Source organism: Stenotrophomonas sp. Steno-Z2 (assembly GCF_056393235.1).
Window position 1 is genome coordinate 137,326 of record NZ_JBWJOY010000007.1, and the last position, 19,443, is coordinate 156,768.

Here is a 19,443-nt window from a genome sequence, read left to right on the forward strand (position 1 = left end):
GCCCAGGCACCTCACAAGCTGGCGTTGCTGCGGCCGTGCCCGTCTGCTGGAACACGGGCACCGAGGCAGACGTACACGCGCAGTCTTGCAACTTCAGCTCAAGTAGGAATTCCAAATTCATCCGGCGAAGCAAAGAAAATCCGGCCTCCTGCAATTCCCAACCCTAATGATCAAGTACTGCCCTGCATATCTCTTGACAGAGCATCTTTATCCCACCTGCGCCAAAAGACATCCTTGCGTGGTTTACGACATCACTTCTTAGGCCAAACCGGCGGAACTATCTCTCTGGCCGAAAACTTCGTCCGATTTCTTCTGACCTCTGAGGCAAGGCTTTCCACATAAGAGATGTTCCTTTTAACCTCACTCACTTCTTCGCTTGTCAGTCGAATGCTGACATCAACCTCAACAACCCCTCCAATCAACGTCGTCAGGGTCCAGCCACCTCCTTCATCAAAGAGAACATATGACCATCTCTTTTCCGCAATAACACTCATGACTCTTTCCTCAACCTTCGTAATGCGTCGGGAATGCTCGTTTCGGAGTGCCGCCCTATGGAAATCTGATCAATAACCGCTTCAGAATATCCAGTCGGGAGCTTTCCTCCCGGCATCCAAAGATCATTGGCGCCAGTCTCGTTACCGCTCGGCATCCGCAAGTTCAAGCCTCGCGAGTCGCTTACGTCAATTCTTACAAATTCTCGACCCTGCCAATCGCCCGGATTGATGCCGAGCTCCTTCTCAATCAGAGCAAGATCCCCGTTGCTCTTGAGAAGGATGTCATTGATTTGACTTGATGGCATAACGAACTGGCCCTGCACGACCCAGCGCATCCCTTCCCCAGTAATCCAACGCTCCTTTTGGCGTCAGGTAAGACGCACCTGTGTCGAATTGGAAAGATAGCCATCAATGTATCCCGACGACAAACAGGTCGTTGGGTCAGGGCGTGCTCCGCGTGGGAGTGTAGCAATTTCATCAGAGGATCTGTTTGCAACTATTTCAAATCAAATTCTCCAGTCCAATCGACAAACGGCTCCCTCTTAATGACCGTTTCAAATTTAAAGGGAAGGAGGTCGTTGGGGGCTTGGATATCGCGAAGCCAGGAGTCTTTAGCGAGAGCGTCCAGCTGATCTAGGGACGCTTGCTTCCAGTCTCTATTCAACGAGTACCAACGATCATTCAGGTAGATGCCCATTGCCGTTTCGCCCTTTCCGGTTACCGATCCTTGAAACCTGTGACCTAGCCGACTTGTGAAGGCTGCATAGAAATGCAGCTCATCGATTGACCCGACTAGATCATCAATGTTCGTCAGTGGCTCGAAGACTTCTGTCTCCGGGTCATATCGCCACACGGGAAACGCCAAAAGGTCGTTTATGTCAATTTCTTTCTTTGGGGCTTTCATGGGCTTCTCACTTAATCAGTCCGTTTTCCAGCAGCAGTTGCCGAGCAGCGACTTGCTCTGCCCTGGGAGCAACAACAATGTACCTGCCCTCGCCCCCAATCGGGTTCATTCGGGTGGGGTTACGCAACAATGTGGCAATAGCCGGATCGCTCGTGCTTACAACCTGAAATGGAATGTTATCGACTCCGGCCGTGTTGAACGCAATCAACCTCCGGTTATCCAAGGTGAATGGAACCCCATCCCTGAAAACGACGCGAATTGGGCTATCGCCGATCAGATCAGGCGACTTCCCAGCCAGCAGCTCGGCAATCGTGTCATTGATCGTCCCTCCAGTGCTGAAGTTCGGGCTTGCGAGATGCTGACCAAATCGAATCTGCTGGGGATTGCCCCTGTAGAGACCAGGAATCAGGTCGCCTGCACGACTCAAGTCAACAAAGTGTTCAGCATCTTTTGCAACCTTCTCCTGAGCTGCGACCCACCGGGCCCGGGTCGCCGCAACCACCTCCACCTTTTCGGCCGTTCCTATGCCGGAAGCCAGTCTAGCCGACCTGGCGGCGGACATGGCTCCGCTCCCGCCCCCGACAAATAGTCCGGCCACACCAAAGGCGATCGCACCGGCCTGCTCCACCGAGCCGTTCAGCTCGAACGGCTCCCACACCTTGGTGCCCGTCGCCCAGCGCATGAGTTGCTGGCCCGGGGCCATCTGCAGCGATCCCGCGATTCCATTCACCGCCCCCTTGAAACCACCCCACACGAACCGGCCCATCGCCTGGAGGTCGCGCAGATCATTGCGCTCCCACATGACCTGCCTTGGGGCCGGCCCTGCCAACGCCCTGGCGTAGTCGTCCGGGCGGTTCTTCTGCATCCACCCGGTATTGGTCTGGTAGAACGTCCCGTGCGCCTGCTCGACCGTCGCCCCCACCGGAATCTTCGCGTACAGCGGGCTGCTGCCTACCCAGGCGTTTAGCCCTTCACCGCTTTCTTGAGGCGTCTGATTGTCTGGGATTCCCCCAAAGTTCACTCTGCCCCGGAATTCCGGGGATTCCGTAGATAAAGTCCACTCTGCCCCCAATTTTCGCTGCCGTTGCCCCTGCAGTGAACACCGTGGCGACCACGGCCACCACCACTATGATGACCATGCCCAGCATGCCACCACCACTCTCGCTCGATGGCTGTCGCTTTCCCAAGTAGTCCAACGCTCCTTTTGGCGTCAGGTAAGATGCAACTGTGCCGAATTGTGAAGGATGGCTGTCAATGTATCCCGACGACAAATAGGTCGTTGGATCAGGGCGTGTTCCACGTTGGGGTGCCGCAATTTCATCAAGGGATCTGTTTGCAACTATTCAGCGGCGAAGAAGTGCTACACGTCACCATCAGTTAGGTGCATGCCTGCCAGCAACTCCCTTGGCCCACTCAGGCCGATAGCCATATTCTCGCTTGGTTCCGCATCCGGATCTGGCTCAATTAGGGGCATGGTAGTCAATCTCCATTCACCAGATAGCTCCGGTGAGCGTAGGGGCCATCTCACTTGACTCACCTCGCCGGCAATGACTCGCACTACTGCCAAGAAATCTTGCCGACCAGGAACGAAGAAAACATCGACCACCTCGAATTGATTATGCATTCCGATCACCGCCCCTTCTCAAATGCTTCTTGAAGCAGCCTCTGCCACTCAACCTCGGCTGCCTGAAAATGTTGGATCTCATCGGGCGACCACCCTCTGGCTTGAGCAAGATTGCCGAGCCTCTGCTGCGCCTGAATCTCAAATTCAATGCCTTGAATGTGCCCACCAACTGCCGGGTTACTGGAAGGGAAACCTGCTCGCTTGTATTGACCATAGTGTAGAAGCTCTTCCAACACCATGCTGCGGGTAGGATTACTCGGCAAGATCAGAGTTCCCGGTGCACCCTCTCGAGGCCAGTAGGCCGCTCTTGCACCAATGCTATCAAGCAGTCGCTCAGCTTCTGGGCCCCTCATTACACCCACACCTTGCCGCTGCGCTGCCTCTAATACACGCTCCAGCTTCTGCGCATCGTACAGCTCACCGACGACGTTCCCTCTATTCAACAGGACTGTGCCATTGACACTAGCGGCGTCAACGCCGTTTGCAACTCTCTCTTGGGCAGCCACCCATCGCGCCCGGCTCGCCGCAATCACCTCCACCTTTTCGGCCGTTCCTATGCCGGAAGCCAGTCTAGCCGACCTGGCGGCGGACATGGCTCCGCTCCCGCCCCCGACAAATAGTCCGGCCACACCAAAGGCGATCGCACCGGCCTGCTCCACCGAGCCGTTCAGCTCGAACGGCTCCCACACCTTGGTGCCCGTCGCCCAGCGCATGAGTTGCTGGCCCGGGGCCATCTGCAGCGATCCCGCGATTCCATTCACCGCCCCCTTGAAACCACCCCACACGAACCGGCCCATCGCCTGGAGGTCGCGCAGATCATTGCGCTCCCACATGACCTGCCTTGGGGCCGGCCCTGCCAACGCCCTGGCGTAGTCGTCCGGGCGGTTCTTCTGCATCCACCCGGTATTGGTCTGGTAGAACGTCCCGTGCGCCTGCTCGACCGTCGCCCCCACCGGAATCTTCGCGTACAGCGGGCTGCTGCCTACCCAGGCGTTGTAGTCCTGCCGCCACTGCCATTCGGCCCAGGCGGCATCGGTCCTGCTCACGTCCGGGTAGACATGGACGGTATCCAGCGTTACTGGCGCCGCCGACACCAATCCTTCCCGGGAACGCGCGTTCCACAGCGCTGACACATGTGCTTCCTGCGCCCACCGGCCGTAGTTGCCTACCGCTGCATTGGCGAGAAGGTTGCCGAATGCGTCCGCCATCATCTGGCCGGCATCGGGACGGCTCATGCCGAAGGCATCACGCACGCCGAGATTGATCGCCCCACCCCCGACACTGCCCAGCAGGCTCATCTGTGCCTGTCCGGCCGACGTGGTCAGGTCGATATCCAGCCGGCTGCCCACGGCGCGTACGGCCGAGGCCGACAAGCCTGCCGACACCGCAGATGCCGCGACGTTCCGCCAACTGAAGTGGGTGCCCGCCCCTACCAGGGTATTGGCGGCCACCGAGGTCGCATTGGCGGCCACGGCGCTGACTGCCCCCTGCGTGAACCGGCTTCCCTCCCTGATGCCGTCGGCGACCTTGCCTACGACGCCCGTTGCACCGAGGCCTGCCGTCAACCCGGCCGCAATGCCACTGGCGGCGGCACCGCGCAGGCTGAAGTGGTCCACCACGCCCAGCTGTTTGCCGACCACCTGGCTGGCGACGCTGCCCATGAAACCGCCGGCCATGGCCGCGCCAACCGCGACCCCGGCCCCCATCGTAGCGCCACCGCCGGCAAGCGCCGCCGCCCCCAGGCCCCACAACGATTGCCCGGCGGCACCCATCGCGGCGGCGGCGGCACCTGCGGTAAACACGGTCACCACCACCGCGACGGCCACCATCAGGATCGCGGCTACCGCGTTGCAATGCTGCTTCGGCGGCGGAACGATGTAGGGCAAACCCGGCGAGGTATTGCCGATGGCCTCGCTCGGATTGAACGGCTTGAAGGTACTGGCATCGTTGGCGGTGACCTTTACCTCCGGCACGCGCAGCCGCGTGCCGGCAGCGAGCTGGTCATCGCCGATCGAGTTGGCCTCGGCCAGTACATACCAGAGGTTGGCATTGCCATATACGCGCTGGGCGATGCCACGCAGCGTATCGCCGGCCTGCACGGTGATCATCGTGCTGCCCGCCTCGCTGGTGTTGTAGGCGGTCAGCTTGCCGATGACGTCGAACTCGCCGTTGTACTTGCCCGACGCGATCTGCTGCCCATTTACATACGCATAGCGCTGCGTCTGATCGACCTGTTCGATGGTCTGGTTGAAGCGCCCGCCACTGACCAGCGTACCTTCGAGCCGGCGAAGGACATTGCCTTCTCCGTCATAGGAGAAATAGCGGATGCGGTCGTCGAGCGTCCCCAGATTGCTGGCCAGCGGCGTCTGCTCGCGCACTGCCGTGCGGCGCCCCCAGGCATCGTACGTGCTCAGGCTGCTCGATGCACGGAAGTTGCCGTTGCTGCTGCTTCCGTACACCTGTTTTTCCAGGTAGCTGTCGCGCCCTTCGTACTGGAATACATACCGGTGCACGAAGCCGACAGGATCCTGCGCCGTTGCGCCACTGCCCACTTCATGGCGGGCCGCATGGTAGCTATAGCCGCGCAGGCGACCCGCCGCGTCATAACCGTAGGCGCCGTAATCGACCTTGCCGATCAGCGACAGGCCTTCGCCCTCGGCCCACTCGCCATATCCGGTGCCGTTGAGCGAACGCCCGAAACTGGACTGCGAAAGAAGTCTGCCGTCGGCATCATAGACGGTGCTGTCCAGGTGCTTCATGACGCCGGACTCGTCGTACTGGCGATGTTTGCCCTGGCGACCTGCAGCGTCATAGCTGAATGTCTCCCCGAGCAACAACTGGGTGCCGCCCACGGGCCGCGCCTGGAAGACGGCGATGCGCTGCCCCCGCTCGTCGTACTGCGTCAGCTCCTCCTGGACGTTGGCGCCATCGAGGAAGCGACGCCGTACGGCGCGGCCGCCCGCGTCGTAGTCGAGCGCGAAGCTGGTATCTTCACTGGCGAGCACCACTTCGCCGTTTTCCAGCTTCCCGTTGACTACGGTGACGCGATTCTCCGCATCGTAGGCGTACCAGTAGGTCTGCGGCGTACTTATCGTGGAGGTATCGCGCTCGAGCTGCTGGAAACTCCACTCGAACTTGTCCAGCCAAAGCTCGTGATTGGTCTGCTTGTTGGCGGCCCCGCCGATGGCCATGTATGCGGCGCCTGGCGGCACCTGCATGGTGATCGATGACTTGTGCCAGTTGCCGTTGGAGCCGCTGTTGACGATGTTGCCGACGTCCCAGCCGAGCAGCGTTCCATTGGAGTCGTACCAATGCAGCACCACGGCACCGGAAGCATCCCCTGCGCTCGAGGCGCCCTGCTGCACCATGCAGCTGGCGGTGACGGTCTGGCCCACGCGCACTGGAACACGCTGCGTATTGACGATGCTCGCCGTGGCATGCCCGGTGAACTTGGCCGACCAGCTCCCCGAGTAGGCATCCCCGCCCTGCACGATCGAGAATCCATTGCCCTTGTCCCAGCCCGTATCGCCGCGCTCAAAATCACTGTTGAAGGCCTGGGGCGCCTGCACAGGCTGATTCACATGCAGGATCATATAGATATCGCTGACTTCTCCGTCGGTCGTGCGCACGGGAACGTACAGGTAAACGGCGCTGGTCGTCGTGGGAGTACCGCTGAACGTTCCCGTAGCCTTGTCGAACTGCAACCAGCTCGGCAGCGAGCCGGTGGAGTTCTGCCCCCTTGGCGTGAGATAGACAAGCGGCCCGCCGTCGGGGTCGACCCTGAGGTTGGCAGGCAACTGGAAGGACCATGGCTGCCCCAGCGTGAGTCGTGGCACCTCGAGCACCGCAGGCCCTGCCACGGGTGCGTTGTATATCCCCTCGGCAACCGTCAGGACGAAATAGCCTGCAGCACCACCGGCCATCACCCTGATCAGGTAGGTGCCTGGCTGAAGGGGACAGCCGCTGACCTTGCCGCTCGATGGGTCGAACACCAGACCGTTGGACGCGGAGTTCAACGAGTACTCGCCTGCCGCGAGAGAGCTGAAAGCCGGCGACAGGTTCCTGGCCAATGGATCCTGCTGGAACCCGGTGTCCAACCGTGCGATCTGCGCCTGGAATACCAGCGCCTGGGTGCCGTTGGTACCAAATGCGCCTGTTGGTGGGGTGTACTCGAATGCCTTGCCCACCTGCGCCGACTGGTCCTGCAGACCGCCGTGGTAGGTGCCGGCAGAGGCAGGGTATGCATCTGCGGCGAACCGAACCACGCCACTGCTTACAACACCGCTGCTGTCCACCACGAAGATCGTGTGTTCGCTGACACTGCCATTTGTGATGGTCCCGGTAAACGTCCGCGTCGCCGGGTCGAAGGTCACGCCGCTCGGAAGTGCCGACTGCATGTACATCGCGACGACGTCGGCAGGGTTTCCACGCAGGAACGAATCAGGGATCGTGAATGAGAATGCCTGCCCTGCGGTATAGACGATCCTTACATCCTGCGCGAGGCGGGAAACTGTAGTGTCGGTCGAACGTTCGACACCGACCGTATCCCGCCACAAAGGGAGGGACGACGCGCCTTTGCTCAGCATTTTCGCCAGATCGAGACCATCGCGAGTCGTCACAGGAAGCGCGGAGTTGGGCGCTTCGTTGTCAACCGTAACCAGGACAAGCTTGGTCGCGGCATTCCCGTTTGCATCGCGTGCAGTTATCTCGACGATGAAGTGATCTGAAACGCCTGGCGCAATTCCACCCAGCGTCATGTTCGCCGCATCGAACTGCAGCCACGAAGGAAGCGCAACGCTGTAACTCTGACTGAATGTCGGCTCGGTGTAGCTACCTCCCCCCAGGTACCCACTTGGCCTGTAGTTCACGCCGATCAGCCTGGCTTCGTAGGTCATCGAAAGGCCGGCGCGGTGGTCGAACAGATCCTGCGGAAGCTGGACCTGGAAGGAACTGTTTACAGCCAGCACCTGCTGTGGCACAGCCTTGGCCGCGACGATCGCCGATGACGTATCAAGAATGATGCCAACCCGTACGCCCTGACCTCTGGAGTACACATCGAAACCAATCGTCCAGCGCCCCGCCCCAAGCGCGCTGTTGGTTGAACCCTGAAGTGGTGGGGTTCCGCTCAAGGTCCGGGTGCTGGAATCCCAGCTTAGCCAGTTGGGGCCCCAGCTCAGGTACACCTGCTCGATCTCATCACCTTCCAGATCGGAGAAAAGCGACGAATCGATCTGCATGCTCCACGGCACGCCCGGTTGCACGGCAAACACGACATCGCCAATCCACTGCGGCGGTTGATTGAACTCCACGGTCAGGGTGGCCAAAGCGACATTTCCCGTCGGGCTGGTCGCCTGGATCAAGAGGTCAATTGCATTGACCCCGGCCGGCAACGCCTTCCAGTCGAATTTCACCTGGCCATCAACCAGGTGTACCCATGACGGCAGCGGCCCGCCGCTGCCGGCCTTCAACTCGAAGGTCAGCTCAGATTCATGGGGATACTCGAAAAGGTATCCGTTGCTGGCGATGGTAAAACCGTCGTCTCCGTACGCAACCACGCTGGACCTGTCGCTCCCTTGCAGGTAGTTGTCTTCGACGCAGCGGAACATGAACGAGATCACATCGAACTGATTGTCCATGTTCGACGCGCGCAGGTGCAGCTCCACCCATTCCTCACGCGGGGGCGTACCGCTCAACGTGCGTGTCGCCGCGTCAAAGCTCAACCAGTCCGGGAGGTCGAGTACTTCCAGGTACACCGCATCGCCATCACGGTCGGTGATCGAGGAGGCCGGTATCTGGTAGGACCAGAAATGCCCGACATAAGCGTTTGGCGGGCTGAACCATTCCAGCTTGGGCGCGTTGTTCTCGACGACATTTATGTCCGGCGACGTGGGGTCGTAGCCGTTATAGGTCTGTACGCGTACGCGGTTGCCATTCGCGTCATAGTCGTAGCGCACGTCCACCAGGCGCCGGTCGGCGATCTGGTCGTGCTGGGTGACACGGGTCATCCGGTTCTGCAGGTCGTACCGGATCTCGGTCCGCAGATGCAGCACCTGGCCGTTGGCATCGACGGTATACGACTCCTCGGCGGTACGGTTGCCCGATGCATCGTACTCATACCGATACCAGTTGTTCCCCTCTGTCATCTGCCGGAGCTTTCCACCGGGGAAGTAGGTCATCGTGCGGGAGGGGTCGTTCAACAGGACCGGCTCCGGGAAATCAAGCTCGACATCGCCCCGGTTCAACCCGTACTCCATCCATTGCGCCTGCGTCCAGTACATCGCCAGCGGGGTGCTGTATTGCCGTGCGGCCTGCGTCCAGTCGCTGCTCTGGGCGATCAGCTGTCCGGTTTGTTCGTGGTAGACGTAGTCGTAGTCGAAGCCGCTCAGGTCGTTATGATCGATGACACGGCCGAAATAGTCGTAGTCCCAGGTCTGCTCGTCCAGGCGCACGGTTTCGCCTTCACCATCGATCCGCGTACGTACCGAGCCGGAGCTCGGCTTCACCGTGAGCGTCTGATAGGCGACATTGCCGTCCGGATCGCGCGCGGAGATGGAAACCATGACGGTCGCGCCATCCGGCGCAGTTCCCGCAATCGTTCCTGTCAACGGTTCGAAGGTGAGCCATGATTCCGACGTTGCGGCCGGGCCAAGCACGATGGTGTCCACCTCCGGCAGGCTTTGGCGGGTCTCCGCGTCATATACGTAGCGGATCACGGAAACGGTCGCCTCGTACGTCAGCGCCTGCCCCTGCGGATCCACGAAGGAACCATATGGCAGCGTATAGCTGAAGCCCTGCCCGACTGCCGGGCTGAGTACCGGGAACCCCTGCGTGGCATAGGGCCGACCGGCGTAGGACGCATCCCAGGTTGCCTGGCTGACCACCAGCGCCGTCGTGTAAGCAGATGCCACCGCGCCGGTGCTGCTGGAGCCCTTGAAGGTAATGCGATAGCTGCCCTCCTGCGCGAGCACGCCTTGCAGCGTGCGCGTTGCAGCATTCCAGACCATTCCGTTGACGGGGACGTAACCGTTGGCGCCATCGTAGCGTTCCACCAGCACGCTGATCGCTGGCGACTCGCCGTTCGGCACGGTGAACGCGCCAGCCGGCAACAGCAACGAGAGCGTCTGGCCGTCTACCAGTACGGTCTGTCCAACCAGCCCTCCGGCATAGACCGGCTGCGCTCCGCCGACCAGGGCGCCGTCGGCCAGGCCATTGGTTTCGCGGACCTTGTTGCCCTGCAGGTCGTACGCGTACTCCATCGCGAGACCGGCGGACGTGCGGCTGCGCAGTACCAGGCCGCGACTGTCGTACTCATAACTGGCAGCATTGCCCAGTGCATCGGTGACGCGCAGGCGATCGCCGTTCTGATTCAGGAGATAGGTTTCGCGATAGTTCCGCGTGCGCGTCGAACCCGAAGCATTCGCCAGAAAATCCCCAACGGCGACCACACGCCCGCCCAGGTCGTACTCGCGGAACGTGATGTAGCCCAGCGCATCGCGCGTCAGAACCCGCTGGTCGAACGCATCGTAGGCGTACGAAGTGACGTTTCGGTAAGCGTCCTCGCTTTCGACCAGGCGACCCGATGCGTCGTAGTGGTTACGTCGGATATTGCCATTGCCATCCCGTGTGCCCAGCAGGTTGCCGGCGGCATCGTAGAACCAGGAATACACCGGGCGTTCGCGCGTGGTCGTGCCATCTGCATGCAGCACCGCTACGTCGGGGCGCTCTTCCCTGACCAGCTGGTTGAGCTCGTTGTACTGGCGGGTCGTCCGGCCGCCTCGCGCGTCGACGATGGACAGAACATTGCCCCACCGGTCGTAGCGAATCCGCGTTGCTTCGTGGTAATAGTTCTCGGATTCGTGCCGGTAGATCTGACGTCCAAGGCGGTCGTACTCGAAACTCGTGTAGTCATAGGACGCCCAGCTGCCATTCCAGGATAGCCGGCTTTCGCTGGAGCGAATCCCCGCCATGTCGTACTGATAAACCTCCCAGCCACGGCCGTTGGCGTTGGTGCGCACGAGATTGCCGTTCTCATCGTACTCGTACTGCGCGGCGAACCCGCTGGTCGAAAGCTCCAGATCGACGCGGTTGTCCTTTGCGATTATTTCGCCGAAGCCGTTGTAGCGCACCTGCGTCGCGGTATCGACGTGCGTGTCCAGCAGGCTGCCATCGGCGGCATGGATATCCCGCGATACGACCGAGATGATCTGCCTGCCCGCAGGGTCGTACTGCGCCTTGTTGACGACGACGGACCAGGTGCCGTTGCCATTGTCCAGGCGCGAACGGTCCTCCAGAAGGTTATCGGCCGCGTCATAGTGCTTGGTATGCACGGTGCCGAGCGCATCCCGTTCCCATACCAGGCGCCCCTGCCCGTCGTACCGGCTCTGCTGAACAAGATCGTAAGCCGATGTCTGTGGCTGCGTTTGTCCAATGCCCCAGCCATTGGCGTAGCGGCGCAGCTCGACCACATTCCCGAAGGCATCATATGCCAACGTGGAATAAGGCGAGGTACTCCGATAGAGCGCAGCGCTGCCCAACCCCAGGACGGTGTCGTTCTGCAGCATTCCGGCGTGATTGCTTACAAGCGCGTCGCGCGCGGATTCCTTCACGGACACCGTGCGGCCAAGGGCGTCGTAGGCCGTCTCGGTCGCCCGCCCGTCCACCACGAGCCTCAGGACGTGCCCTTCGTTGTCGTACTCGCTGCTGGTGACGACATCACGCACGCCGGCATTACCGTCGGCGTCCTGGTAATGGCGGGCAATGGTATCCGATGTCTTGCGTCCAAGCGCGTCGTAGCCATAGCGGTAGACCCGGTCGTGGCCCGTGATCGCGTCGCCGGATGCGGGCAATGCCGGGCGCTCATCCGTAGAGTAGCGGTCAAGCGCCCAGGGGACTTTGCCGTAGGAATTTTCCTGCGAATGGAGTGGCAGCGCACGTGCGTACTCGGTTTTCGTGCTGAGCCGCCCGTAGGCATCGTACGTCATGGCAGTGACGTAGCCCTCCGCGTCCAGCATCAGGTCCTGGCGGCCCGCGGAATCGTAGTAGTAGTACGTGTGCGCCCACGTTTCGGCCACGGCCTCTGACTGAGGCGTGACGATCCTCGCCGTGTGCACCAGCTGACCATAGGCGTCATACTCTGAGTAGACCGGGTAGCCATACCTGCCATGCATGACGGCGACCTTGTTGCCACGCGTGTCGTAGCTGGTGGTGATCACCCGGTCCTGCTGGTCATCGGGGCTGAGCAGGTCGTAGACCGCATCGGCATCGGGCGCTTCGCCGATGGGCCACTCGATACGATTGGCGTATCGACGTATCTCGCACTGCTCACCGAATGCTGTATAGGCGTACCCGGTGACGTAGCCTTCCTGGTCGATCTCGTAAGCAATCCGGCCGGCACTGTCGTAGCTCTTGTAGCTGTACAGTCCCCGCGCATCTTTCTGCGCGACAGCGCGTCCCAGCGCGTCGTACGTGATCTCAATGCTGACCGGGCCGTCGCCCTGGCCGATTACGCCGGTGGCGTGATCCACCTTTCCGGCATCGGCAAAGAGAGTCGCGGTCTGATGACCGCGATTATCGTACGAATAGTGGACCACGCGCGGCGCGGCGCCATCGGCGTCCTCGCTGCGGACAACCACGTTGCCGAGCGCATCGTACTGCAGGCGTGTGACGATTGAGCGGTAGTCCGTGCTTGAAACGCCTGCCATTCCGACCGAGGCCACATCGACCTTGGGACTGAACTCGGCGACCCGGCGGCCGGCGTCATCGTACTGGTAGGTCCAGACATGCCCGTCACGGTTGCTGTAGGACGTCAGAAGGCCCGTGGCGTCATAGCCGAAGCTCTCGACGCCCCCCGCCGCATTGATTGTTTCCGTCATTCTGCCGGCGGTGTCGTAGTGCATCTGGTTGCGATGCACATCCGTTTCGTTGAGAACCGCTGCCACGAACGCCGCCTCATCGAAGGACACCATGTCCATGCGAACGCCGTAGCTGATCGATTCGATCTTGTCGCCGACCGCGTTGAAGCGTTGTTCGCTGATGGCACCGTCGGCTGCCAGCGTGAAGCGAAGCCTGCCAACCGCATCGTAGGCGTACCGGGTTGTCCGGTCCCCGCCCTCAAGAACACCGGCGCAATCCAGATCGCGCTCGAGCCATTTGTCAGCAAAAACAAGCGAGTAGTTCAGCTCATCCTCATCCGGTTCAAATGAATCCTCCGGTGCGTAGTACTCCATCGCGGTCGATGCATACCGCACCACGGCGACGACACGTCCCGATGCGTCGTAGCGCATCTGCTGGACGATCGCGCCATCTGGATCTTGACCACCGGAATTGCCTCCGTTGCCCCACCCCCTGTCTGCCTCGATATAGTCGGCGTGATTCCTGGTCAGGGTGTAAGCGAGCCTGCCTGCGCCGTCATATGCCATGGACTGCTGACGATCCGAACCAGCGCCACCCATCTCATCCTGGACGCCCCAGTACGCAGAGGACCCACCCCCACGAAGCACGCCCGGCGCCAGCGCATTTGTATCTATCCGACCCGCATAGCCGATTGTTTCAACGACGCGCCCGGCATCGTCGTAGAATGTCTCAGCCACGGCACCGTCGCTGTCGACCGTCATGACCGCGCGCCCGGTGTCAGAATCGTATATGGTCCAGCTGACCCGGTCGTGCGCGTCGTCCGACTGGCGCGCGGATTCCAGTGCGCTGGCATCCGCCAGGCCGGCAAGTAGCAAGGTACGCAAGCTGCCGTCCAGCTCAGCCGCATGTGCGTACGTTCTTGTTTCAGTAACCCGCCCTGCCCCGTCGTAGAATCTCTCCGTGACAGCGCCGGCGCCATCGATGCTCAACAGGGCACGGCCGTCGCCGTCGTAGACGACGTATTGCTGCATGTCACGACTGTCGTCGGGCGTAATGCGGGCAAGAAGGTCCGCCTCCGCGACTGCTGGCGGAAGATCCGCGACGGCAATGGCCTGCGCATAGGCGCGCGTGCCGACGGCATGTCCGTTCGCGTCGTACCATGTGCGCACGACGCCGCCAGCCCCGTCGACCGAAAAGGTCCGACGATTGGCAGCGTCGTAGGTGAACCGCGTGGTACGACCGGCGGCATCAGTGCTCGCCACAAGATTGTCGTTTGCATCGTAGGCGTACGCCGTCACCAGGTTCATACGCCCCGCACCGGCGTCCGACGTTTCGCTGATGCGACGCCCCAGCACATCATAGGCGTAGGCCGTCGTGCGGGAATCCGCGGTCCCGGCCGCTTCGGTGACGCTCAGCTGAAGTCCGCGCGCATCCCAGGCGTAGGTGGTGCGAAGATTCAGACCACCTGCATCCTGCACGGTTTCCAGGAGCTGGCCATTGCCGTCATAGCGCATGGTCGTGACGACGCCACCCGGATCCGTGGTACTGATCTGGCGTCCCTGGCCGTCGTAGGCATAGCGGGTGGCCAGGGCCAGGCCATCGGGATCGACGATCCGGCTCAATACCCGGCCCACGGCGTCATACTGGTACGCAATGCTCCGCCCGGTCGCGTCGGTAGCCAGCGCAAGGCGTCCAGCGCTGTCGTACTCCCGGGTAGAGTACAGGCCATAACCCTCGTCGTCGGCCGCATCGATGGTTTCGAGCAGACGGCCGTCCAGATCGTAGACATAAGCCGTCGCCACCCCCGTGCCGTCGGTTACCCGTACCGTCTCACCGTGCGCGTTGTGCTCGCTGAGCAGCACCACACCTTCCGGCGTGGTCACCTCGACACTGCGTCCGGCATCGTCGTATGCGTATGTAGTGAGGTTCCCATACGCGTCCGTGCGCGAAGCAACACGCCCGAAGGCGTCATAGGCGATCCCTGTCTGCTCCAGGCGCCCGCCGACCATGCGCGCCTGGGCTATCTGCCGCCCCAGGCGGTCATAGCTGAACTCCGAGACATTGCCCCGGCCGTCCGTGGCGGTGACGGCCCGTCCGAAGGCATCGAACGTCCAGGTAGTCCCCTGCGACAAACCGCCCGGATCAGCGACCTGCGAGGTACGCAGCCCTCGCCGGTCATAGCTCATTATCGTCTCGAGCGTCTGCATCGCCTGGGTCTGCACGCTCTGCCCGACAAGGTCACCGAATGCGTTGTACACGAACGATGTCCGGTGGCCCTCTGCGTCGATGCGTTCGGTCACCTGTCCACGGCGGTCATAGGTCAGCTGCGAGCGACCGTCCAGATTGGCCTGGTACATCAGCGTCGACACCGCCGCCAGGACGCTGGCACGATCACCCGGCGCGGCAAGCACGACGCGCCCTGTGTAGGCGATGGTCTCGCGCACTTCGCCGAATGCGGTATAGCGCGTTTCGGAGACTTCGGCCTCGGCATTGGCGATGCCCAGCGCATCGTGCAATCCGCGCACGGTGTGCGTCAGCCGCCCAGTCGCATCATGGAGGTACCAGGTCTTGTTGCCCAGGGCATCGGTGCTTTCAATGCGACGCCCCAGAACGTCATAGGCGTGGCGTACACCATACTGTGCGTAGACACCGTCCAGTTCCGTTTCGCTCATCCCGGGCAGCAGCCGTGCAGATCCTTCGCCGCCCAGTTCCCCTATCAGGTTGCCGAAGACGTCGTAACGACGATTTCCTTCACGGACTTCACTGCCACCATGGTCCGACTGGCTCTTGAGCAGACGCCCCTGCGCATCGTAGGTGTAACGGATGACCGTCCCTTCGGGATTGACCTCGACTACCGGATTGCCCAGCGCATCGAAGGTGCGGCGCGTTTCACGCACCTGACCAGCACCGACCATCGTGCGCAATGTCGCCAGCGATTCGCTGCCGTCCAGCCCGACAAGCTTCTCTGAATATGCACGGACCGCCCGCTCATTGCGGGCCTCATCAAATACATACTCGGCAAGATGGCCTTCCGCATCCAGGACCGCGATGGCGTTGCCTCGACCGTCATAGAACGTACGCGTGCGCTGGTCCGATGAATCAGCGACCGGGCGCAGCTGGTCGAGCGTACCGCTTGCTCGAAGCACCTCCGAGGTGGCGATCGCATAAGCGGTCGTACCGGTTCGGCGGCCGGCAAGGTCATAGGTGTACTCGACCAGGTAGCCCTCGGCATCCAGCCGGCCGGCCAGCCGACCGGCATCATCGTGGAAGTAGCGCGTGCTGCGGGTGCCGGCCGTGGCCTGTGCCGCGTCCATTGCCCGGGTTTCGACAAGCCGCCCCGCACCATCGTATATATGGTGGACGATCCCATCCTCGCCATCGGTCTGCGTCAGCGTGCGACCATCGGCGTCGTAGGTCGTAGTGATCTCCCTGTCGTTGCTGGTGCTCGCCGGCGAAACCGCGGCGATCTCCTCCGGCAGCACCTGGCCGGCGACCAGCCAGCCGGTCGTGTCCACACGTGTCGAATAGGTCCGGCTGCTGATGACCCTTCCAGCCGCATCGCGCCAATAGCGCGACAAGGCACCCGTGGCATCGACCTGCCCCGACAGTGCGCCTTCCGCGTCGTAGAAGAACCAGGTACGCGCACCGCCCGCATCTTCGGTGGCGCGCAGGAGACCACGGCCATCATAGTAGTTCTGCGTGATGTGTACCGGACCGCCGCCCATGGCGGACTCGGTAGTTGCAACGATCCGGCCCGCGGCGTCATATGCCTGGGTGCGCAGCAGATCATTGGCCTGCCCATCCCCAGCCATTCCGCCCTCGATCACGGCCTTGAGCAACATGGCCGAGTCGAGGTAACTCCACGCCGTGGTGCGCAGCACCGCGACCGGCCCACCGCCCATCTGCTCGCTTACCACTTCCGAAAGAAGGCGGCCCATTCCATCGTAGGTGTACGTGGTTACCTGACAGGAATCCCGACCATCATTTTCTGTCGCAGTCGAGCTGCGCTGAACGACCTGTTGCCGCAGCAGACCCTGTGCATCGTAGACATACCCCGTGATCGCGGCCGTGTCGTCTTCGATACCGTGGCCCTGCGCGTCCACCGCGGCATAGGCCTTGATCGCTGCCAGACGGCCCTGGAGATCGTATGAGGACTCCTGAAGTGTGCTTTGGCTCTTGCGCGTATCCGTCGCCCACGCGAGCAGCGCCGCAAGCGAATGGTCGCCCGTGTACGCGGCTCCGAGATACTGACGGCTGCGACTGACCTGCCCGATGCCGCTGCCGGTCGTGGCGTACTCCAGCTCGCGGACGCCACCTTCGGCGTCTACGGCGAAACGCAGGCGGTCCTGCGCATCGTAGACGTAGTGCGTCGTCAGGCCGCCCGCCGGCAACTGCGCGCCGCCGGCGCCATCGGCGTCAAGACCGATGAATACCGTTTCGGACGCGACCTGGTTGCCCGCCGTGTATGTGCGCCGTATCGCACGTGCAGCCGCACCGGCCGCCAGATCGGAAACATGCCACTCCCACTCCGGGTTGCCACGATCATCGTACTGATAGTCGATCTGGCTCAGCCTTGCGCCGCCACGCTCGCTGACGACCTGGGTCACATTGCCGGCCGCATCATACGTATACAGGGTGACATCGCGCAGCCCCTCGCGTGCGGGCGATTCGACCCGTACCAGTTGCCCGGCAGCATCGTGTACATAGGTCCAGGTATGACCGGCCGAATCACTGACGTCCGTGCGCCGGTTGATGGCGTCGTACGTGAAGCTCAGTGTCTGGCCCAGGCCGTCACTGTCGTCGGCGTTGCTGTCGCCACGTGTTACCGTGGCAATGCGCCCTTGGGCATCATAGGTATAGCTGGCCAGCGTGCCGTCGCTTTGCGTGACCCGTGAGATACGCAGGCTCGTCGCATCGGTGTAGGTATAGTCGGTGCGGAACAGCCTTCCATCATTGTTGGCAGCGACGGCGGCGTCCCAGATGTCCACATCGCCTGCAACATCGTCCGGCGCAAGATCCACCAGCACTGTGGTCAGGCGGCCAACGGCGTCGTAGCCGTACCCTACCTGGCCACGCAGAATCCCGCCTTCGCGCGTGGAAATCCCCGACAGACGCCCGGCGGCATCGTAATCAAAGACCAGTGCATCGCCCTGCGCAGTGCCGTCCTGGGCCCTGACCTCGGCGATCCGCTGTTGTGCATCGTAGGCCACGATCCAGGTAGTGGGCTCGATGGCGTCGGTAACCAGCGAACGGATATGGGTGAGCCGGCCCAGCAGGACCGTATCCTCATGATCGGCATAGCCCTCCTCGCGCCGGGTGGTTCCTTCAACGAATGACCATGTCCGGCTGGTTTCACTCCACCGCAGCGTGTCGTGCGCACCATCCCCTGAAGTCGACTGGTACTGGTTGGGCGCGACCAGGACGAAGTCCTGGACGGCACCGTCCCCGGTATGCCTGCGCATGATGCTGCCAGCCTGGTTGAGCGTGCCCGAAATCAGTTCGATGCGCCGCTCAAATCCGGTCAGCCACGCATCCGCCCCCACCTGCTCGAGCTGCCCCTGGCTGTTATAGGTGCGAACGTGGCTGACAGCCAGGCCCCGGAATACCAACTGCTCGTCCTGGGTCTGCAGCAGCAGATTGCCGGTAGCCAGATTGACATATTGGCTGTCAGCGCCCCGACCCAGGCGGGCATCACCACCGGCCGACCCCCAATGCGCACTCCACAGCCCCAGTCCATTGCCCGTGAACACTGCCGACATCGCCATACCCTCGCGTCCTGTAGGCCATCACCGGACGGCCTCTCCTGGGTATTGGTCCGCCCTGCCTGCCAGCAGTTTAGGGGCAGCCGGTGGATAGTTTCAGTTGACAGTATTTCTCATGCAGTCTGGCGGCTCAGCGCATCCAATTGCCCCCGTTGATTCAGGCTCGCCACCTGCTGGCCACCGGCATGCACGTAACGGTTGTTGGCCATGGCTACGACAGCGGCCGTGCCGGTCTGCTGGAACACGTTGGCGCTGGTCGCCGTGCCATCGCGGCGGCTGACGATCATGCCGTTGCCGTCGAAGGCGAACGTGCGCACCCGGTCGTCCAGCGTGGCGCCGACCATCTTCTCGCGCATCTCGGTCTGGCGGCCCGCCGCATCGTAGGTCAGCGTCGTGGTCGTGGTCTTGTAGTTGCTGTTGCTGCTGCTGCCGGTGATCGACTGCTCGCGGTAGCTGTCCCAGCCGGCGTAGGCGTACGTGTAGGTGTGCGTATAGCCCTTGCCGGCGTAGGTGTAGCCCTTGACCCGGCCGGCTTCGTCGTAGCCGTTGCCGCCGCCGCTGTAGCTGATCCAGGTGGACTCGCCCAGCACCGACAGGTCGCTGTACTGGCTGCTGCCCGGGTCCAGGCCCATGGCCTCCACCCACGCCGGGAAGGTCCATTGCGTGTTGGAGCCATACGGCGCCCGGGAGACCTCCGCGCCCGGCCGCTCCTTGAACTCCTTGCCCAGCACCCGGCCGTCGGCGTCGTAGCTGGTCAGCTCCGCCGAGGCCAGCATGCCGCTCACATCGGTGGACATCGGGGTGCGT

At 62.0% G+C, this 19,443-nt stretch carries 5 protein-coding genes; all 5 read right to left on the bottom strand.

Annotation, left to right across the window (positions count from 1 at the left end):
* Nucleotides 1-251 precede the first annotated feature (251 nt).
* Nucleotides 252-494: a hypothetical protein gene (locus tag AC06FP_RS14110; protein ID WP_478075930.1), complete on the bottom strand. Its 243-nt coding sequence runs from the start codon at nt 492-494 to the stop codon at nt 252-254.
* A 496-nt stretch (nt 495-990) separates the two neighbouring features.
* Nucleotides 991-1,398, bottom strand: a complete 408-nt coding sequence (locus AC06FP_RS14115; protein WP_478075931.1) for a hypothetical protein — start codon at nt 1,396-1,398, stop codon at nt 991-993.
* Nucleotides 1,399-1,405: 7 nt separating this feature from the next.
* On the bottom strand, nt 1,406-2,419 hold the full coding sequence (locus AC06FP_RS14120) for a hypothetical protein (RefSeq protein WP_478075932.1): 1,014 nt from the start codon (nt 2,417-2,419) through the stop codon (nt 1,406-1,408).
* A gap of 608 nt (nt 2,420-3,027) precedes the next feature.
* Entirely contained in the window at nt 3,028-18,633 is a 15,606-nt protein-coding gene (locus AC06FP_RS14125) for a putative Ig domain-containing protein (RefSeq protein WP_478075933.1), read from the bottom strand.
* Nucleotides 18,634-18,749: 116 nt separating this feature from the next.
* Nucleotides 18,750-19,443 (bottom strand): hypothetical protein (locus AC06FP_RS14130; protein WP_478075934.1); only part of this gene is annotated, 694 nt, incomplete at its 5' end.